Below are 19,515 nucleotides of genomic sequence, written 5' to 3'. Positions count from 1 at the left end.
GGAACGTTATCAAAAAGTTGGCTAAATATCTAAAGACGCTGCCATTGAGCAATAAACCAATTGACAATCGCCAGGAGCTTTTCTTCTTCAGGCGGCGGATCGGGTTCTTTTCCAGCAATGGGAAAAAAGTAAGCAATGGAATAGGCAAACACCTCAACATCTGCTACCAAATTGACATGATGAAATAGTCCTGTTTCACAGCCTTCCTGAAGAATCTGCCGGATCGTCCGCATCGTTAAGCTAGCTTCCTCTTCGATCCGATCGGGATCTAAGCGAATCACTGCCCTAGCAATTTCAGCCGCGCGATCGCTTCCCTCACGAGTCGCTCTAGCCGCGCGAAATCGGTCGAGAATGTAGTGCCGCAATTTCTCGTCAGCCGCGCGATCGGACTGCAAAATGAGACGTGCAGCGCGGTCGTGTTCTTCCCGAAACACTTGGGTGCAAGCGAGCAGGATTTCATCTTTATTTTTGAAGTAAAGGTACAACGTGCCCACCGATAGCCCTGCGTCTCGCGCAATTTCCTGCATTGTCGTCTTTTGAATCCCGTAACGATGGAAAAGGTTTTTGGCTGCGGTAATAATAGACTGTTTCTTTTGGGGATCGAGTTTCTGCATATTCGGGCTATCGTCGCACTAGCCTCATGGAAAGCCCATTTTTAGGGCGCAAAGTGAAGGTTGGATCGATTTCTACGGGCTGACCCGAAGCTGGCTCTAGGTGAAACCGTTGAACTAAAGTTGCAAGGATTAACGTTGCTTCCATGAGCGCAAACTGATTGCCAATACAAATTCGAGGTCCTCCGCCAAAAGGATAGTAGGCGAACTTGTGCCGTTTTGAGGCTTCAGCTTCTGTAAACCGTTCGGGGTTGAATTGCTCTGGTGCAGTCCAAAACTCAGGATGACGATGGGTGAAATAAGTGCCGACGATGACAAACGATTTTGGAGGAATGGAATAGCCTTGGATTTCATCTGCTCTTATCGTTTCGCGGGAAAGCCCCCAAACTGGAGGATACAAACGCAGCGTTTCCTCAATGACCATTCGAGTGTAGGGAAGGTGCATGTAATCCTCTGCACCAGGCGGATTTCCCTTGAGGACAGTTTCCAGTTCGTCTTGCAATTGATGCAACACTTCAGGGTGACTTCCCAGGAGATGGAATGCCCATGAAAGCGTGACGCTAACGGTTTCATGACCTGCAATTAATAGGGTCATGACTTCATCTAAAAGTTCTGAGTCGCTCATTTGCGCTCCTGTATCTGCATCTTGGGCAGCCATTAACATCGACAGCAGATCGAGCGGCACGTTCTGTTGATGTCGCCGTAGCCCAATCAGATGCATAGCAATTTGCTGCAAGCGATCGCGGTTTTCAATAAACTGTCGATGCGGCTTTGTTGGAACCCACATCGGCATTTTGAACGGAGCGTTGATGCGATCGTTAATAAATTCTGCGGCGCGACGAAACGCTGTGGAAAACGAATCGAGCTGCGCTTCTAACCCCGTGCTAAACAACGCTTCTCCAACAATTTCCAGCGTCAATTGCTGCATTTCTTCTGCAACATCGATCGCACTACCAGTGGGATAGCCTTCCCACCGTCGAACCCGCTCTTGGGCAAAGCGAGTCATAACCGATGCCAATTTTACAATACTTTGCCGATGGAAAGCAGGATTCATGAGCCGTCGTTGCCTTAGCCAGCTTTCTCCCTCGCTAATCAAGATGCCATTTCCCAACAGCAAACTCAACGGTTGATGAACGCTAGGAGCCTTTCGATATGCCTGCCCGTGGCTGGTCAGAACGTGCGCTGCGGCATCAGGATGCACCACAAAATACACGTCCACCCCTGGAAGTGCTTTGAATCGAATCGAGTCACCATAAGTTTTCCAGGCTTGACCAAACGCTCTGAGAGGGTCATCTCGATAGGCTTTTGAGAAGGCAATGTAGCTAGACGGACCAGGCGGGGTTGTTGCTAAAGCCATAATCCTGGACTTTGAATGAATAATGAATGAAATATTTTATTATTCATTATAGCTCCAAGGTGTCCTGTAAGCTGCTACTTGGGTTCTTTCGCTCTTACTCCCTTTCACCAACAGAGCGTAAGAACATAAAAATGTCAGTATTAGTAAATAACTTCACTGCAATCGCTAATTCAAAGACGTGAATCGCAATAGAAACACCTCTATGGTTGGCAAACTAACTTTCTGTTTCCTGCTTGGCAGTGTAGTTTTCCAGCAGAAATTGCTGCAAGTGGGGTTGATTTAAATCGAGATCGACTTGTTGAGCTTTTTCCTGAATTTGCTCGTAAGTTAAGCCTTGTTGAATCGCAGTGGCAATTAAAGCGATTCCACCTGCCCTTGCCCCAGCAGCGCAGTGGATTAAAATTGGCTTTGGTAAATTTTCAGTGGCTCGAATTGCTTCTTTTGTTGATATTAGATCCGGTTCTGAAGATTGTAGGGGAATGTTAGCGTAATCTAATCCTGCTGCTTGTGCTTGCTGTTGTTCGTCGCTGAGGAAACCTGGTTCATCAGGAGAGCGTAAATTCAACACCGACTTAAAACCTTGTTGCGCTGCTTGTTGCAACTGCTCTAGAGTGAGTTTTCCAGCTACGCTCAGCTCGTCGCTCACTTTTTTAGCTATGGGTGCGGCAAATCTAGCATATCGCTGAATATAGTATTCTGTTGGATTGGCGATCGCCTTCACAGATTCGCGTTGACTTACTGCTTTCCGCCATTGCTGCAACCGCGTGAATTCAGGTGGTAGCCCAAAACCGCGATAATGTTCGAGCGCCGACCATCTTTCAAACCAAGGATAGAAGGTGAGATCGACTAAACTAATAGAATTACCAAACCAATACGATCCTTCTCCAGATAGTTTTTCTAAACCCTCTTTTTCAATAAATTCTAGCTGACTGTATAACTCCTGTGCCGCTGCCTTTTGTTGTTGCGGATCTGGAGAACGTAGAAGATTGGAATAAGCCCAGATAAACCGAGTATTAGCAAAATCAATCCAAATTCTGGCTTGCGCTCTATTTACAGGCTCTTTTGGCAACAGTGACGGTTCTGGAAATACTTCATCGAGATATTCATTAATAATTGCCGATTCCCAAACCCGCACATCCCCATGCTTGATTACCGGAACTTTGCCGTAGGGTGAGATCTCTGTAAATCCCGCTGGCTTATTTTGTAGATCGATTTCAATCAGCTCGAAGTCAATTCCTTTCTCTAGTAAAACTAGGCGCGAGCGATGAGCGTAAGGACAAACTGTGGCACTGTAAATTGTGATTTCCGCCATCTGTCAGACCTTCCTTGTTCGAGCGAGAGTTTTTAATTTTAAAAACCAGGTTAAGCAAGTAAAAATAAATTACTCAAAATCTTGGCATTTACTGAACGTAAATTGAATGCGATCGCTACTCTCAGACTGATTCTAGCTTAGCCAAAACAAAAGCGCGCTCTTGCTGCGAGCGGTCAAGTAACAATTACATCTTCAATTTAAATCTAAAAATACAGTAAACTGGTAGTTTAACCGTAGTTAATGAAATTAGTCATAAGTATGACATAGATAACTTAGATAAGCAAGTCTGGCGAGGCAATCCGAAACAACGATAACTTAGTCCATTAAGCACTCGATCGTTTAACTCTTTTATATGATGCTTTCGTTGAGAAGAGCAAAAAATAAGTACGCCCTGCAAGACTTGGTGTACCGCATTTATTTGAATTTGTTAGCGATCGCCTCTATCAGTAGAACTCTGCATTACGAACTGACTACTCCGAACTAATGTTCTGATAGAACTGTAGACGACCAGTACCGACATATTGACCGTTCCTCTGTCCTGCGGCTGGGAAGGTTCTTACCTGGAATAAGTAAATCCCATCGTAAGTAGGATTTCGTTCTGGTTTCAATCCGATTGTGACTGTCTTACCTGCTGGTACTGGTTGAGCGAACGTTACTGTTACAGTCCTGTTTTGGCGATCGCTCGTCACTTTGGATTCTAACGGTTGTCCTTCGCGTTTGGATGTTCCTTCAAAAGTACGGCTACTGTTCTCATCAAAGCTAATATTTTCAGAACCCTGCGTCTGGGTCAAGGTGACTTGTTGGAGTTCCTTAGCAGTAGCAGGTACTTCTAGAGTGAAATAGTACGTTGCTTGCCGAACTTGGACTTCGTTGTAGGTTGTCCTAGCAGCAATCAGACGCGGAGGCTGAATTGAGGTAACTGTGGCTTCGGGTTGAGTTAGTGCTTGGGTTGTAAGTAGAGGTATCGAACACAATCCCGCACCGATCGCTAACAGAGTTTTGTAAAAAGTACGAACGTTTTTCATGTGATTTGAGAGTTAGCAACTTCTATATTTCTTTCGATCGAGTTTTCAACAGAAAATAGCAATTTTATGGCAAATATATGTTAGCTATATAGCCATTTCTTGTTTTTCAACAATAAGAACTTAATTTAAGTCCACAAATAAGCTTTTTATTTGTCACTTTTTCGGTTTTTAGCTTCTATCTCAAGACATAAGATGTTTCATACCTACTCTAAAAAAACGCGATGATACGCTTTGTATTCTAGCAAATTTTCCTAGTTTGACTAGCTCGATATTTCTGAAGTAAACGGATGTTTTTAGCGTAGATTAATTCAAGTTTTTGAGCGATCGCATCTACTTAAATTTTAAACTTAACCTTTGCTATTTCTAAATTTGATGTACCTGCTACCTAGTTTAAAGGTAAAGTAGACTAGCCTTTTTCTACACTAATTCGATAGCATTTTTGGAGTTTATATCCTTTATTATTAGCAGGTTTATTTATAGTAAATTGATGATTTTAACGTAGATTAAACGAACTTTTTTAATCAATACTATTTGAACTAAACCGATGAATTTAACGTAGATTGAAATGGATTTTATTTCTAAAAAAGTTAAAGCATCATTTTGAGACGAAGCCACATCTCTTGCTTACCCTTGTCAGTCTCGATCGCGTTCAACAAAAATCGAACTTTGAACGATCGCTAGAATGCATGAAGATTGGCGAACGTCATTAGCTTATCAAGCAAAAATGACAACAAGATGTCAGCCCTTATGAGGTAGTATGCACCACTGTAATTGCAGGAAAGCGATCGTCAAAAGCTGTTTGAAACTGCGAATGGCGCGATCGCGTTTCTTCGATGCTTGACAACATAGACTGATGCAAAGGTTTCATCCATCACTAATAGTTCTAATAGTCCAAAAATATTACTTGATATTAACCTTCTGTTAACTTAAACTTAATAAACGGTAAACCTACCAAATTACAAACTTATTCAATTCTCCAGCCCTTCACCTACAGGATTCGTTGGATTGACAAGCAAAACTTCTTCCTAATTTCAAGCGGGGGTATCGGTAATGAGCATGATGTTCCTTCACTCCAATGATTGGTTGCACATTGCATTTAGGCTATCACTAGCGTTACTGGTAGGTTGCCTAATTGGAATTAACCGCGAGCGCAAAGGTAGACCAGCTGGGATGAGGACTTTCATGCTCGTCAGTATGGGAGCTGCCCTATTTGTGATGATTCCGTTGCAGGCTGAGGGAGACAGCCCCTATGCCGCGACTAATGCCCTGAGTCGGACAATTCAGGGAGTCACAACTGGAGTTGGCTTTCTGGGCGCTGGGCTGATTTTGCAACAATCGTCCAAGCGTTCTGAAACTCCGAAAGTACGTGGATTAACAACAGCTGCCTCTGTTTGGATTGCCGCAGCACTGGGAGCAGCGATTGGCTGCGGTTTTTGGCAAATGGGGGTAATCGGAGCCTTGCTAACTTTGGTAACACTTAGCGGAGTCAAGCGCGTGCGGCAGTCAGTTTCAGGTCGTCTCGGTCAGGATCGACAACTAACAGATCGAGAGTCAATAGCTGAGATATCCGATTTGGAGCAGGAGTCGCAAGACTAGAAGCGATCGCTCATCTATTTATTATTGACGCTTCCAACACTCAAATTTAAGATTTTTGTGTCATGTGAGAGATCTATGGCATACTTTATCGTGACATAGATACAGTATTACTATCGATATACCGTATTTTATGTTGTATTAATGAAGGAATCGGGGCGATAAGCTATAAGTCACCTGAGCTGTTCGTGAAGACAGTGGAGCAGGAAAGACTGAAATCTAAACTCTAAAATCCAAAATCCAAAATCGTATGACTCAGGCACAGAAACGGAATTCACTCAAAGCAGATCGATTTACGGAGTCGGTGAGTCGGGAAATGACCAGAGTGGCATTACAATACAGTGCGGTGAATCTGGCGCAGGGATTTCCCGATTTTCCTTGCCCGCCTCAGTTGAAAAGAGCTGCTTGTGAAGCAATTGAGACCGATCTCAATTAATATGCCATTACCTGGGGCGATCGCTTGCTGAAATTGCGATCGATCCAAAGAGTCAGCCAAAGCAACTTGAGATAATTTGGCATTGCCTGCTAGCTTGCTTTCAAAGATTTCCGCCAAAAAGAGTCTTAACTTTAACTAACCAAACCATCTAGGAATCAATCGTGACAAGTTCACCAACAGCCGAACTAGACTCGGCGATCGCCGTTCTTCAAGAGGGTGTGACATTCGCGCCACCACTGACAGCACTAAATTTAATTGATAGCTTCCAACAGCAGGTGCAGAATTTGGGCAACAGCGAAGTTGCTAGCAATCTGTCTGCACTCAAACAACTTTTAACGAGCGGTAGCGCCACTGGTGCCGATATCGGTCAAGTTCTGGTGCAGCTCAGTTCCCAAACTACAAGCGCCGCCGAAAGCGCCGATCCAGATATTTCTAGTAAATTGCAGCAATTAGCTCAACTACTGAGTGAGGTCGGCAATTCGCTATCGTAAGTCACAGAAACTCATGCGGCTCCGCGTCCAGGCTCGTTTGCTTGGGAGGACTAGATGTAGTACATATAATCTAACTGCCTGCGGGCAGCGACGCGATCGCATAAGTCTTGGAGCGTATAGTTTTGCCAAACTGCGTTAGCCGCCTGCTCAGCATTGTACCAAATTTCCTCAATTGCGCCTCTTTCCGCCTCTTCGGAAGTGGTCTTCTCTACCGATGGCACGATGTCTAATCCCTCAATACAGCGCAAAGCATCTAGCAACGTAATCTGGCTTGGTTCTCGTGCCAAGATGTAACCACCTTTGGCTCCACGTATACCCTTGATTAGTCCGCCTCGCCGCAAGATTGCCAGCAGTTGATCGAGATAACGCTCTGGGATATCTCGTCTGGCTGCTATCTGTCGAATTTGGAGTAACTGAGCGCTCTGATAGGCATTCGCCAACTCTAGCAGAGCCAGCAGCGCATATTCAGATTTGCTCGAAAGTTCCATGAGGAAAAACTAGCCGGAAAGTACAATGTTTTCACTTTAAGCGACGAGATGACACCAGGAGATGGAAGTGCAGCGATCGCGCAGCTCCAATTAGGAAACAAAGGATGAGTTGATTTGATGCGAACGCGATCGCCTGCTTTGAATTTCCCAGATGCGATCGAAGGAGTTAGTGCGCTTTGTGTAGAGCGCCGATGAAATTGACTTGCACTCACGATTGCTTCCTTTAATCCTGGGTGAGATTAACTTCTTTGGGCAGCAGCTATCGGTTCTAGGTGCTTGCCAAAAGCCAACTGTTCTACCTCCGACCACGATAGAGAGTGTAATTGGCTCCACAACTGCTGCACTCCATTGACAAAATGAATCAAAATATCTCCATTCCAAGCTTGGGAATACAACATCCAACCGCGACGAATCGCTTCATCAACCCATTCCCGCCATCCTCTACCTGGTTTGGTAGGGCATGGTTTTTGTCCAGACTTGACGGCAGAAATAAACAATCCCAAGCCTGGTTTGTTTTTCCAAGTAGCAAGCGCTTGTTGGAAATATTCCAGTGCATCTTTAACGTGAATTGGATAGCGGTTGAGAGCATTGGCTAAACGAGTATTCAGCCGTAAACTCTCGAAAGATTTGCGTGTGAGATTGGAAAGTTCTTGCAGAAGTTGAGTCCTTTCTAGCCGTTCAAAATCCTCACACGTTTGTCGATCGCTAAGTGATTCCTGCCCAGAAAAACCATGCGTATCTTGAGTTACTTTTACACTCATGCTAACTTCCATTTCACTCTCCCCTGGTTCTCCTTGAGGGGTCAGGGGAGTATTAGTTAGATCGTGAATTAGTTGTTTTTGATTAATTATTTGTTGTAAATTGTCCGACGATGGCAAAGCCGATTGACGGTTTTCCCGTTTTCGAGACTGCTGGACTTGGGAGGATGGAGTTGTAGTTCGATTCCCATTCGAGTTTTCCATTTGTTGACGACTAACATAATCTGCTGCATCTTCAAGAGTTTCAAATACCAAGATTTCCCAACCAGTAAACCGCCCCCGTTCATCCTGCCGTCGAGCGCGGATAATATAGCCAAGAGCTTCTAATTCCTTCAGTCCCGATCGCAACGACTCGCGCCCATCGGGTTCAGAAGCATTAATTAAATTGGCGACGATAATCTCCTAGTTGTTGGGCTTGGTCAAAAGGTACGCTAAAATCCCCCTTGCTTTCCAACTTAAGCGAGTGTCGAACAATGATGTTTATCGATTTGAACGTAGGGATGGCGCTTTTTCTGGCAGCGAATAATACTCATAGCTATTGCTTCTAATGAATATAAATAAATCGGACACAGCAATGAAAGATTCTGGTGTTAACTGCATATTCAGCTCTTCAGTTCCACGATTTAGAGAGGGAGCTGCTGCTGGGAAAAGACAATGGATTTGTGTTAGCACTCTATTCATCAGCTAATACTCTTGACTGGATGTTTTGCCTAAGATGAGGCAGAAATTTCCGCAATTTAAATTCAATGGCATAAACAAGAGCGAGCAAGGTTGTGGAATAAATTTACACTCTCGCCTTGTAATTTGTAGCAGACATAAACTTTAATCCCTGTAAAAAAATTGATCTACAGGGTATTTGGATGGCTACAACAGTTTTCTCAACGCTTGTCAAACGCCACCTATGGCTGAGTCACCAAAAATTTCAACTGTTTACGATTCCAAATGGGGATGGTATCAAGTGTGGGTAGAGAACCGCTGTTTGCGAGAAAAAGCGGGTAGCTATGAAGAAGGAAAGAAGATAGCTCGCAAGTATATAGCGGCAGAAAAGCTACGCTCCTCGCATAGAGAATTAGTTTTAGCTGCCTGCACCGAATAACAAGACTGATACGAATATTAGCAGGCATTCTCCGGCACGAGCTGAAAAATGCCTGCTGCTTGAGGATAGATCGCAAATCCCAACTGTAGCAGCAAGCGAACTAAAATTTTTCCAGAACAATCGTGCTGGAATTTAAGTTCTTATTTCCATTACAACTTCCTAAAACTTTGGAGAAATTAAGTAGACAGGTTTGAGGGTTATTCCGATAATTACTGATGGCATTATTATCAATTTATGAAGAAAAATTTGCAATGAATAACTGAAGCTGAGACAATTTAACTACTCTAGCACCTGCAATTCTAAAAGTTGAAAATTGACAAAAACTAGCCAAGCAGAAAGAATTAGTTTCTGGAAGCGGCGAAATTCGATTTTGAGCGATTGCAAGCTAAAATTTTTTCAAAAGTACCCAACAATACTATTATAGAGTGAGCGATCGCTACCAAAACTTATTGTGAATACTTCTGAACGATGCCATGTTATTTTAGTAGTCTGGGCGAAAACCTCTCATCTTTTTGTTCGTCAATTGTAAATGTATTTCAGTCACAAAATTATATCCAAAGGATAGACTATGAAATTTGACATCCCAACTAGCAAACCATAAAAATTTATGCTTGACATCGAAATTACGATAATGGGAGAAGCCAGCTTTGTACCAACTAACAACTCGGCTGTAGCATCCCATCAAAGCCAGCAGTATCCATCTGAGCCTTGCTTGCAAGTCACTATCTTTGTTAGTCCAAAACTAGTCGTGAAAAAGACTCATGCTGAAGTGCAACTTCCCGAACTTAATTGAGATCGAGCTACTCTCACAGTATTTTTTTCGTGGAGTGAATTGCTAGCTAAATGCGGCTGAGATACCTAAAATAATACCCCAAGGCGATTTGCTTTAAAATCGTGACAGCCGCATTCAAACATTTCATCATGAAAGCGATCGCCCATGAGGTTATGACCCAAATCACGCGCCGTATAGTGGCAGAACTCGATCCGGAAGAAATTATCCTATTTGGCTCTCATGCTTGGGGAACCCCTCACAAACACAGCGATATCGATCTATGTGTCATTGTTCCTGATGGCATTCCTGGTTTTGACCGCATTGAGTGGGGAGTTCGAGCATTAAACGCTTTAAATGACTTGACGATTGATGTTGATGTGATGGTAACAACACGCTCTGTCATCGATACCTTCAAAACGGTTCCTGCCTCACTGCAAAGAAAAATAGTAGAACAGGGAAAGCTCTTATATGCAAAAGGCAAAAACAGTCCTGGTGAAGTTTTGGTTGAAAAAAGCGCAACGTGACTTAGCCGTTGCTCTTTAATCCCAGCCCAGGCGAACTTAAGAAAGCCTTCCGAATCGCTGTAGATATTTACAACACTGTGCTAGCTGCCATGCCTCCAGAAATTGTTAGTTAACCAGAAATTGTTAGTTAAATTGAGCGATCGCTTAATAATGAATAGCTGAATAGCAGAGTTCTCAGAACGAACGATGAGTAGGAATTCTAATGCTGCATAGCAACGCAACAATCCAAATAGTATGCTGCTAGAAACTTGCAGAAAAACTTTTTACGAGTATTGGTAAATCAAGGTTTTTCCACACAAGAACAATTGAGATAGCAAATAGCAGCAGCTAGTCAAATACTTAGAAGCAGTTTCTAAGACTGCTGCGATCGTAGCACCTAACGAGAGAGATTTGATTTGAAATACAGAAGCCTCAAAAGATAATTGATGTTTCTACACAACTTTTAGCACATACTAGCTATACAGTTGTTTTACTCTTATTTTGCCTAGTTGAAAAATCAGCTCGAAATCATTCAACTGTTTGTTCCATGAGAGATGTTGTAGAATTGTTGATATAATAATTTCCGCTGCAAAAGTAGCAACATCAACTGTATTAAGAGTAGCCATGATTACACAAGTACTAGATTGTCCTTACTGCCAGGGAACAGATCTTGTTAAAAATGGCAAGACTTCGCAAGGGAAGCAACGCTATCAATGTTGAGAAACAGCTTGCGATGGTCGAACATTCAATGCGCCATTATGCTCCCTTCAGGTCAATCTAGAAAAGTCAAAGAGCAGATTGTAGACATGGCAATTAATGGCAGTGGCATTCGAGATACAGCACGAGTGTTGCATGTTAGTACTAGCACTGTTATCAAAGAATTAAAAAAAGAAACAACAACTATAACAAGTAAATTTATCACTGTTAAAGCAACTGGAGTCCGCATCAGTTGCAGTAGATATTTGTCTAGTGAATCTAAACGAAACAGAGAAACAGAGAGAATCTGAACTAGATGAGATGTGGAGTTTTGTCGGAAAAAAAGCGATATCATTGCGTGGTTGTGGCACGCCATTAACCGTGCAAGCGGAAAAGTCTTAGCTGACATCTTCGGCACTCGTAAAGATCGAGTTTTTCTTCAATTAAAAGCATTGTTACAACCTTTTGGGATTAGCCGCTATTACACTGATGATTGGGGGGCATATGAACGTCATTTAGACACATCAAAGCATGAAGTTGGTAAACAAAACACACAAAAAATAGAAAACAAGCATTTAAATCTCCGCGCCCCGGATTAAACGTTTAGCGCGGAGAACAATCTGTTTTTCCAAGACGGTTCTCATGCACGATCTTGTGATTGGGCTATTGATTAACCGCTACGAGTTTGGCTTGTCAATTTAATCCTTCATCAACACCTCTACAACATCTCCCTTCTTTCTATGTTTTGGATCTTCTACTGCGCTAGATAGAGGCGGATGGCAAATTTCACAATACAGGGGTCGAGAACCATACGTTTCTCGCTCCGTGGGTTGGTTATATTGCTGGCAAATGAATTTATAAAGGCGAGTGTGAATCGTGCGATCGTGAGCGCGAACCGTGTATTCTCGAATGAAAACCTTTTTAGATAGCATAAATTGGCTGATGTTACTAATGTGTGGAAATCTACTGTTGAAAAGTTCACTATAACAATTGTTATTTCTAGATAGCACGTATTAGGTTAGAGATAGAGCTGTTATTTCAATACTATAAAAGTCAAAGTATTAGATCGCTTTGAATTCTATCAAACTCAAACAATCCATGACAAATTTGTAAATATTTCTTGTTGGAAATGAAAAAATAAACAGAATATAGGGTCATCTTCTAGAAACTTAGTAAACAGATAAATAGAGAAAAAGTAGAAGCGCAAAACTATATGAAATTATGCTTTGAGTACTGCACTTTATTTTAGTCAACTCTACTATCAAAAAATCTTGGAATGCTTTCTGTTGTTTTTATATCTAGATTGAGAAGCAATAATTTGCTATTCTCCTACTACAATAAACTACAAATTAGAATGCTGCAATTCTTGTCATGTTACCTCGTCAAAAATATCGACAAATCTGAAATTAACTATCATCTACACTTAACAGATTTGGTAGTCTTGGTTTACTATTCACATTTCCAGCATAGTTTTCATACAGCGTTCTTACATTATGCCCCGTTAAAACAGCAACCGTGACCGGATTCATCCCTAAATCGAGAGCATGAGAAACTAGCGTACTTCTCGTCGAGTAAGGCTTGCGATAGTCAATTTCTAGTCGGGTCAGTACTGTCTTCCAAGCTCTTTTTCTGAAATTACAATCATTAATAGGCTTACCAGTTGGACTCGTAAAAACCAAATCATCAGGTTGAAAATTGAGCGGTCTTCGAGCTAGTAATGTTGTTTGAAGTGTAAAATTCAAAGTTAGAGTCCTGGCTCGGTTATTTTTAGTTGATTTCCTAGTACCACGACTTAGGCTCTCACCGATCCAAACACTCGAACAATCGTCGCTTATATGCTTCCATCTCAAGCCAATTGCTTCAGCAGTACGACAGCCTGTACTAAATAGGAATTATACATAATCAGCATAGCAATGGTAATAGCGATCGTTCCTGAATGCCTGAATAATGGATCTGATTTCTTCCTGAGAAAATGGTTTAGGTGGTTGCTTAGGAGAGACTCTGATACTTTTAATTACAGTCGCCCAAGGATTTTGACTGATAATTCCCTGCTTTTCTCCCCATTGCCACGCTGCTTTAAGTAAACCTACCCATTCCTTGAGAGTACGGCTGCTGATGTGCTGCTTCAAATATTCGATGAACTTATGTGCATCCTCTATTGATATTGCCTCTGCTGCTTTGTCTCGAAAGTATTTGTCCACATGCTTGCTAGTAGCACTGTACTTCATTAGCGTTTTAGGATCGACCTGCTTCGACTTTGCCGAGGTGAATTGTTCAAACAAATCTATAGCTGGTATTTTCAAACTTTTTTGCTGCTTGTATCGTCTCAAGCTAGCGTCGAAGTGACCGCTAATAATATCTAACTCAATTTGACGCGCTTTCTGCTGAGCAAATTTCTGATTTACAGCTGAATCAGGTAGCCCCAGAGTCAGTGCATACCTTCTCCCCTCATGAGTCCACCGCAACCTTAGCCAACCTTTATCTACTCCAACTTTGACTGTTCCCTTAACTTTGTCCATCTGCCTTGTCTACCACTTGTCTACCAATCTATGACCATAAGTGTTCAAATCTGACCACTTTGGAAGTGTTTATTGAGAATGGCAATGTGACTGAAATCAACCTGGCGTAAGTATCAAAGGCTGATGTAGAAAGGGTTTCAGGGGATGGACGTAACTGGATTCGAACCAGTGACCTCTACGATGTCAACGTAGCGCTCTAACCAACTGAGCTATACGTCCGTGTGATTTTGACTTTTCTAAGGATAACATATGAGACACCTTTGGGACACATGAGAGAAATAAAACCTATTAACCATAACAGCTCGATACAGCTTAAGTTCAGCTTTGGAGGCAAGCGATACAGCTTTAACCCGATCCCTGGTGGAGACCATAACAATAAACGGGATATTGCAACAGCGGTATAGTATCAGAACGATAGTTAACTCCTACACTTTCCTGAACTTTTTGGGATTGACAGAGCGTGAGATTACTTCTGAATTGACAAGTTTTTAGTATCAGTCGAGAATAAGCCGAAAGTAAAGATGTAGGAAGTCATACTTGCTCGCCTATAGCAGTTCTAAATGATTTGTAAAGTCTGCTTCTAGCCTGCGGCAGGCTAGAAGCCTGCTCCACGTTCATGAATCAAATAGGATTGCTATATATCTCTATTAGTAGTGATAGGAGTGCAAGTTTAGCTATCATGGTTTGAGTTCTTTCTGGACTAGCTGCATACGCAGATGAAGATAATTACCAAGACTTTTTCTCCCACTCATCGACCCGAATCGAGTTACTTTTACAGAAAATCTGAATGAGAATGTCTTAAGAATTTATGTAATTTTTGTCCGGCTCTGTCAAGATTCTCGGAGCAGTAAATTGCTGCTATACTCAACTAGATTTTTTCATCATCGTTTGGCAATGCCTTAATATGTGAATTGTAAAGGGGGAAACTAATGTTAGCTGACACTTGTGATATTCTGCGTTCGATCGCTTGATTTTGACTTTCTGCCAAATACTAATTTTAGGTGTGAGCAAAGTGCTGATGCGCGAGCAAAATCTGCTGCTAATAACTCGACTAAAAAGCTGTAGCTACTACTATATTGGCGTACTCAAAAAGTATTTATCTAGAACTCCTCAATGGTTATTTATGTATGTATTTGGTCGCTTTAGCTCGATCCAAATCATGATGTTAAATTACTATCAGCGTCAACGAACCGCTAAAGTCTACGAGGAAAAGGATTCGGTGTTTAGTCACCTCAATACTGATGAAGTAGTTAAATCTTTAATCGCTGACGGATTGTACTTGGGGATTCATCTACCAGATAGCTGGGTGAGAGAAATCCGTGAGTTTGCAGAGCGTAATAATTGCTACGGAGACGGGAATTTACGCTTGAGTTTTGCTTATCAAGAAAGGCTAGCGGCGCAGAGTTCATACGGTCAATCTTTTCGACTAGGGAAATATTACAATGCCAGCTTGCTATGTCCAGCAATTGAGAAACTGGCTCGCGACCCAAAGCTATTAAATATTGCTGCGAAATATTTAAAAGTAGAATCGGTTCATGCTGGTAGTTGGCTGTGGTGGAGTTTTCCCCCAACAGCAGCAATTTATGAATCTACGGCTGCGATTGGGCAAGTGTTTCATCACGACCTTGAAGATTACCGTTGTCTTAGATTTTACTTCTACTTAAGTGACACTACCTTAGCTAATGGACCGCATGTATGTATTCGTGGCAGTCATCGTCAGAAAAAACTTGCCTATCTTCTCAGCTTGTGGCGGTTGCGTTCCGAGCAAGATGTGATTGATTACTACGGTACTTCTAGGATTGTGACAATTTGTGGTCCGGCGGGGTTTGGCTTTGTGGAAGATCCATTTTGCGTTCACAAAGGATTGCCACCAACGAAGGGAGATCGGCTGATTTTAGCGATACATTTCTCTATCAACGACTACGGGGTGTTAGGCGATCGGGATGACCGAGTTCGTCGCGGCGCAAGCCCCTAAATTCTATTTATGGGGATAAGCCGCAGGCGAATTCATTCGCCGTCAAGTTTCTTTCTGATTTTGAATATACTGTTTGATTACGTTCAGGGGCGCACCTCCAACAGTAGCGACAAAGTAGGAGTTAGTCCAAAGAGTAGGAAGCCTGCTTTTTAGGTGCGGAAACTCTTGCCGTAGATAACGGGAGGACGCGCCTTTGAATCGCTTAACTGCCTTGTGTACTCCGAACTGCGGGTCTATATCAACCAGCAAGTGTACGTGGTCGGGCATGATTTCCATTTCTAGAATCTCTACCATAATCTCTTTAGCTATTGATAGTAGGATTTCTTTTAAGCGAGTATCCACACCATCTTTTAGTACCCGTCGCCTATACTTCGGACACCAGATTATGTGGTACTTGCATGAATAAACAATATTTTTATTAGACTTGAAATCGCTGGTCAAGATTGATACTTGTGTTATTTAGCTACAAGCTGTATAATATCACAAGTACATAACTAAGTTAATGTGTACCAGACAAAAAGGCTAAATCTAGAGAAAACAGAACAACTATATGTACTAGCAAGAGCTGCGGGAGAATTGTACAGTCGTACCCTTGCTACTTACTGGCGAATAGTCAGAAAGAAAGGTATATTTTTGTCTCAATACGGGATGGAAAAACTCTGTATTTCAAACCAGTTACACGCTCATACTTCTGATGCAATAGTTGGCAACTTCTACAGTAGTATCAAGTCTGCTAATGCCAGAAAGAAAGCGGGTTCTACCGAAGCTAAATACCCTCGTCGTCGCAAGTATTTCTACAAAATCACTTGGAAGTCTGCTGCAATCAAGGTAAAAGACGGATTACTTCATTTGTCTAATGGCAAGGGTAATCCAGCTCTAGTTATACCTTGGCAATGGAACAAACCAAAACAAGTAGAAATTGGCTGGAAAAAAGGCAAAGGCTATCAACTAAGAGCTACTTATCCCACTACTGCCATAGCCAGCCCAACAGGAGAAAAAGTAGCTGCTATCGACCAAGGCGAAGTTAGAACTGCAACCGTATATGATGGTGAAAATACCACAATATACAGTGGTAGATTAATGCGTTCTAAGGTTAGGTATAGAGCAAAAACTATAGCTAGAATTGATGCGAAAATTTCAAAAACCAAGAGAGGAAGCAAAAGGAGGAAATCGCTTGTTGCCACAAAACACAGAATAATTCGACAATTGGATAATCAAATCAACGATATTCTGCACAAGCAGTCTAGCCACCTTGTTTCCACCCTATTTAAGGCAGGGGTGCAAACGGTTGTGATTGGCGATATACGGGATATCAGAAGCTCGATTAAGTATGGCGCAAAAACTAATCAAAAACTGCATTCTTGGAGTTTTGGCAAGTATCGATGGATGGTGGAGTACAAAGCCGAAAAACTTAGCATGAAAGTTGTACTTCAAGACGAAGCCTACAGCTCCCAAACCTGTCCAGCTTGCGGCAAGCGGCACAAACCATCTGGGCGCACGTACACTTGTAAATGTGGTTTTCAATTCGACCGCGACGGAGTTGGTTCGTACAACATCCGAGCAAAGTATCTGGGGAACTTTGGTTCCCCCGTAGTTGGCATTATGGCGATGCCCTCTGGTGTGAGATTTGTCCCTCATCTCCAGTGTCGCTTAAATATCAGCAATGGTGTTTAAGAATCCCCTGCTTTTAGCGGAACGAAGTGAAGCGAAAGCATGGGGAGTCGTCAATCTTTGTTGTTGAACTCTAGCCAGCTGACTTCAAAATAGTCTCTACTTTTATGCGACCATACTTAACTTCACGTCCAGAACGAAGATATAAAAGATACATGAGATCGGGAATATTTGAATACAGAATCTATTGCTGGCAATTCTTCCAACTTGAACTTTCTTGCTGCTCAATTATTTATCAGACTATCTATAGGTAATAACAATCCTAAAATTCCTCCTGTTGATAGTAGTAAATTAATCTTACTTAAGCAGTGCGCTTATGAGTTTTGTCATTGACTATTCCACTTGTATGAAGACAAGAGACTACGAATCGAGGCATTCTGATGGGAAGGCTATTCACTATCTTCCAATCCTCTTGACATAGTAGAAATCGAGTAAGTCAGGAAAGAGATCTCATGGGATACTACGACTTTGACGACCACTTCTGGTCACCAGAAGAAGTTTGTGCGAAGCTACCAAGACAAAAGGCTGCTCAAAAATTACCTAGATTTTGGCAGTTCATAGAAGTCTTAAAAAATAGCTTACTAGAGCGGCGCAATTAAAACTATACGATTGGGTATGAGTTCGATTTATAAACTACGAGCTATTTCTGTACATTAAATATACAGTTAAATGACCACCAGAATAGCGGTTGTGGTGCAAAAAGGGGTGGGTCAAAATAATGTTCTCTAGAAAACTATTTTGACCTACGTTCAAGTGGCAACTATCTCAAGTGTGAAATTATACTGCTGGGCTGGCGTTGAGATTTGAGATATTCACTGTCGTACAGAAACCTAAACAATTAAATTAGAAAGGGGATAAGTGTCTGGAGTTGCAAAAGGAGATACTTTAGAAGTAAGTCAAAATTATTGCTCAAATTTTTGGAGTTACTGCCTACTCTGCTTCTACACCAGTAGTTATTCTGTCTGCGATAATTTTTAGCAACCCAATCCTTTCGTTTCACTATAACTGCTCGCTGTCACTGTATTACTCTGAAAATCTGTGTTTAAGTATCTTCCGCCTCTCAACGAGCATAACCTTCCTTATCCCGATACCATTCACCCAATCGTGGTGCATTTCGCGATCGCTATGGTGCTGTTTGCAGTATTTTGCGATCTCCTGGGGTATTTCACCAAAAATTCCAAATTGTATGAAGTCAGTTGGTGGAATCTGACCTTCGCAACAGTTTCGATCTTCATTGCAATTATTTTTGGACAAATTGAGGCAGGTCTGGCAGAACCTTACGCTGCATCTGTTTCAACGCTGAATGCTCATACAATTTTGGGCTGGTCGCTCTCAGGAATTCTAGCAGTCGTCACCGCATGGCGCTACGTGATCCGGTTGCAGGAAAGACCGCAGCTACCCCTTCCTTATCTCGCAGCGAGCGTGCTGCTAGTTGGGCTAGTTTGTATTCAGACATACCTGGGCAGCTTACTCGTGTGGGTCTATGGCTTGCATACGATTCCTGTCGTAGAGGCAATCAGAGGAGGTATATTATGAATCCAGACTTACTGGAACAGTGGGGTAGCTTGGGAGTTAATGGGTTGCCCTACCCAATTCCCATCCATCCCAATCTGGTGCATCTAACGCTAGGGTTATTCATTGTAGCGATCGCCTTTGACATTGTAGGGGTACTGTTTCCCGTCGAGAAAGCAGTTTTTAAGTTTCTAGCAATTCCCGTTACCCGCTCGGCGCTGTTTGATGTCGGTTGGTATAACCTTTTAGCATCGGCGATCGTGACCTTTTTTACGGTTATGGCTGGTGTGTTTGAAGTTGCTTTGGCTGTACCGCTAGCGGATGTCACCAGTGCCTGGGGGCTTCATGCCTTGGAAACGATGATTCTACACGGTGTAGGGGGGGTGATGATTTTGACCTTAATCGTGGGAATGACCGTTTGGCGAGGCTTTCAACGCTATCAGTGGCGCAAAGACATGGCAAGACAGGTACAGTGGAGTTATCTCGCTGCTGGTTTATTTGTTTTTGCTCTGATGTTTGTGCAGGGAACGCTGGGCGCACATCTGGGTGCCGAATTTGGCATTCACGTCACAGCGGATCAAATGCTGCACTTAGGCGAAAATCCCAATCAACTCTAGGGAAGGCAAAAGGCAAAAGGCAAAAGTCAAAACAGGAGTCAGGAATCAGAAGCTATAATTTTTCTCCCTTGTCTCCCTTGTCT

General features: G+C 42.5%; 19 protein-coding genes, 1 tRNA gene and 5 pseudogenes. 12 read left to right on the top strand and 13 right to left on the bottom strand.

Going from position 1 to position 19,515, the window contains the following annotated elements:
* Window positions 1–29: 29 nt before the first annotated feature.
* From CHRO_RS04235 to CHRO_RS04220, 5 genes and pseudogenes are all read right to left on the bottom strand, one after another.
* Window positions 30–614 (bottom strand): TetR/AcrR family transcriptional regulator, encoded by a 585-nt coding sequence (locus CHRO_RS04235; RefSeq protein WP_015152945.1) that lies wholly within the window; start codon window positions 612–614, stop codon window positions 30–32.
* Window positions 615–621: 7 nt separating this feature from the next.
* Window positions 622–1,968 carry a cytochrome P450 gene (locus CHRO_RS04230; RefSeq protein WP_015152944.1) on the bottom strand — a complete coding sequence of 449 codons (1,347 nt, stop codon included), beginning with the start codon at window positions 1,966–1,968 and terminating at the stop codon, window positions 622–624.
* 214 nt (window positions 1,969–2,182) lie between these two features.
* Window positions 2,183–2,605: pseudogene (locus CHRO_RS34700) on the bottom strand (protein tyrosine phosphatase family protein); the annotation flags it as partial.
* 15 nt (window positions 2,606–2,620) lie between these two features.
* A pseudogene (locus CHRO_RS34695) lies at window positions 2,621–3,280 on the bottom strand (glutathione S-transferase family protein); the annotation flags it as partial.
* Window positions 3,281–3,750: 470 nt separating this feature from the next.
* The gene (locus CHRO_RS04220; RefSeq protein WP_015152942.1) at window positions 3,751–4,305 is read right to left on the bottom strand and encodes a DUF2808 domain-containing protein; all 555 of its coding nucleotides are present in this window, start codon (window positions 4,303–4,305) and stop codon (window positions 3,751–3,753) included.
* A 1,050-nt stretch (window positions 4,306–5,355) separates the two neighbouring features.
* Here CHRO_RS04220 and CHRO_RS04215 point away from each other — a divergent pair.
* The 3 genes and pseudogenes from CHRO_RS04215 (at window position 5,356) to CHRO_RS04205 (ending at window position 6,825) form a co-directional block, all read left to right on the top strand.
* Entirely contained in the window at window positions 5,356–5,901 is a 546-nt protein-coding gene (locus CHRO_RS04215) for an MgtC/SapB family protein (RefSeq protein WP_015152941.1), read from the top strand.
* A gap of 247 nt (window positions 5,902–6,148) precedes the next feature.
* Window positions 6,149–6,331, top strand: a pseudogene (locus CHRO_RS30230) (aminotransferase); the annotation flags it as partial.
* Between the two features lie 164 nt (window positions 6,332–6,495).
* Complete coding sequence (locus CHRO_RS04205; protein ID WP_015152939.1) at window positions 6,496–6,825, top strand: hypothetical protein; 330 nt, start codon at window positions 6,496–6,498, stop codon at window positions 6,823–6,825.
* Between the two features lie 50 nt (window positions 6,826–6,875).
* Here the strand turns inward: CHRO_RS04205 and CHRO_RS04200 are convergent, their stop codons facing one another.
* Genes CHRO_RS04200 through CHRO_RS04195 form a run of 3 tightly spaced genes read right to left on the bottom strand, consistent with a single transcriptional unit; the run spans window position 6,876 to window position 8,419 of the window.
* Window positions 6,876–7,313, bottom strand: coding sequence for an Rrf2 family transcriptional regulator (locus tag CHRO_RS04200; RefSeq protein WP_015152938.1), 438 nt, complete (start codon window positions 7,311–7,313; stop codon window positions 6,876–6,878).
* Window positions 7,268–7,525, bottom strand: a complete 258-nt coding sequence (locus CHRO_RS31590; RefSeq protein ID WP_146139777.1) for a hypothetical protein — start codon at window positions 7,523–7,525, stop codon at window positions 7,268–7,270. Before CHRO_RS31590 ends, CHRO_RS04200 begins: the two co-directional genes overlap by 46 nt.
* Window positions 7,526–7,552: 27 nt before the next feature.
* Window positions 7,553–8,419 (bottom strand): hypothetical protein, encoded by an 867-nt coding sequence (locus CHRO_RS04195; RefSeq protein ID WP_041462348.1) that lies wholly within the window; start codon window positions 8,417–8,419, stop codon window positions 7,553–7,555.
* A gap of 508 nt (window positions 8,420–8,927) precedes the next feature.
* Between CHRO_RS04195 and CHRO_RS04190 the strand changes: the two genes are divergently transcribed.
* From CHRO_RS04190 to CHRO_RS35015, 4 genes and pseudogenes are all read left to right on the top strand, one after another.
* A complete protein-coding gene (locus CHRO_RS04190) occupies window positions 8,928–9,167 on the top strand; it encodes a hypothetical protein (protein ID WP_015152937.1) in 240 nt (79 codons plus the stop codon).
* 607 nt (window positions 9,168–9,774) lie between these two features.
* A complete protein-coding gene (locus tag CHRO_RS04185) occupies window positions 9,775–9,960 on the top strand; it encodes a hypothetical protein (RefSeq protein WP_015152936.1) in 186 nt (61 codons plus the stop codon).
* Window positions 9,961–10,061: 101 nt separating this feature from the next.
* A complete protein-coding gene (locus CHRO_RS04180; protein ID WP_219336079.1) occupies window positions 10,062–10,463 on the top strand; it encodes a nucleotidyltransferase domain-containing protein in 402 nt (133 codons plus the stop codon).
* Window positions 10,464–11,066: 603 nt separating this feature from the next.
* A pseudogene (locus CHRO_RS35015) lies at window positions 11,067–11,840 on the top strand (IS1 family transposase).
* Here the strand turns inward: CHRO_RS35015 and CHRO_RS04165 are convergent.
* From CHRO_RS04165 to CHRO_RS04155, 4 genes and pseudogenes are all read right to left on the bottom strand, one after another.
* Entirely contained in the window at window positions 11,837–12,070 is a 234-nt protein-coding gene (locus CHRO_RS04165; protein ID WP_015152933.1) for a hypothetical protein, read from the bottom strand. The pseudogene CHRO_RS35015 and the gene CHRO_RS04165 sit on opposite strands and share 4 nt — an antisense overlap.
* A gap of 474 nt (window positions 12,071–12,544) precedes the next feature.
* Window positions 12,545–13,018 (bottom strand): annotated as a pseudogene (locus tag CHRO_RS33135) (site-specific integrase); the annotation flags it as partial.
* 12 nt (window positions 13,019–13,030) lie between these two features.
* Complete coding sequence (locus tag CHRO_RS33130) at window positions 13,031–13,657, bottom strand: phage integrase SAM-like domain-containing protein (RefSeq protein WP_219336075.1); 627 nt, start codon at window positions 13,655–13,657, stop codon at window positions 13,031–13,033.
* Window positions 13,658–13,802: 145 nt separating this feature from the next.
* A tRNA-Val gene (locus tag CHRO_RS04155) sits at window positions 13,803–13,876 on the bottom strand.
* A gap of 799 nt (window positions 13,877–14,675) precedes the next feature.
* Between CHRO_RS04155 and CHRO_RS04150 the strand changes: the two genes are divergently transcribed.
* A complete protein-coding gene (locus CHRO_RS04150) occupies window positions 14,676–15,632 on the top strand; it encodes a phytanoyl-CoA dioxygenase family protein (protein ID WP_015152932.1) in 957 nt (318 codons plus the stop codon).
* 42 nt (window positions 15,633–15,674) lie between these two features.
* Here the strand turns inward: CHRO_RS04150 and tnpA are convergent, their stop codons facing one another.
* A complete protein-coding gene (tnpA, locus tag CHRO_RS04145) occupies window positions 15,675–16,073 on the bottom strand; it encodes an IS200/IS605 family transposase (RefSeq protein ID WP_015152931.1) in 399 nt (132 codons plus the stop codon).
* 63 nt (window positions 16,074–16,136) lie between these two features.
* On the opposite strand from tnpA, the gene CHRO_RS04140 reads away from it, so the two are divergent.
* The 4 genes from CHRO_RS04140 to CHRO_RS04130 all read left to right on the top strand — a co-directional run bounded on the left by CHRO_RS04140 (window position 16,137) and on the right by CHRO_RS04130 (window position 19,432).
* A complete protein-coding gene (locus CHRO_RS04140) occupies window positions 16,137–17,306 on the top strand; it encodes an RNA-guided endonuclease InsQ/TnpB family protein (RefSeq protein WP_015152930.1) in 1,170 nt (389 codons plus the stop codon).
* A gap of 449 nt (window positions 17,307–17,755) precedes the next feature.
* Window positions 17,756–17,902 carry a hypothetical protein gene (locus CHRO_RS31585; RefSeq protein WP_015152929.1) on the top strand — a complete coding sequence of 49 codons (147 nt, stop codon included), beginning with the start codon at window positions 17,756–17,758 and terminating at the stop codon, window positions 17,900–17,902.
* Between the two features lie 439 nt (window positions 17,903–18,341).
* The gene (locus tag CHRO_RS04135) at window positions 18,342–18,839 is read left to right on the top strand and encodes a DUF2231 domain-containing protein (protein WP_015152928.1); all 498 of its coding nucleotides are present in this window, start codon (window positions 18,342–18,344) and stop codon (window positions 18,837–18,839) included.
* Window positions 18,836–19,432 carry a DUF2231 domain-containing protein gene (locus CHRO_RS04130; protein ID WP_015152927.1) on the top strand — a complete coding sequence of 199 codons (597 nt, stop codon included), beginning with the start codon at window positions 18,836–18,838 and terminating at the stop codon, window positions 19,430–19,432. Before CHRO_RS04135 ends, CHRO_RS04130 begins: the two co-directional genes overlap by 4 nt.
* Window positions 19,433–19,515 lie beyond the last annotated feature (83 nt).

This window comes from Chroococcidiopsis thermalis PCC 7203 (genome assembly GCF_000317125.1).
Taxonomy (GTDB): Bacteria; Cyanobacteriota; Cyanobacteriia; order Cyanobacteriales; family Chroococcidiopsidaceae; genus Chroococcidiopsis; species Chroococcidiopsis thermalis.
The sequence above is the reverse complement of the archived record's forward strand: the minus strand, read 5'-3'. Positions and strand labels throughout refer to the sequence as shown.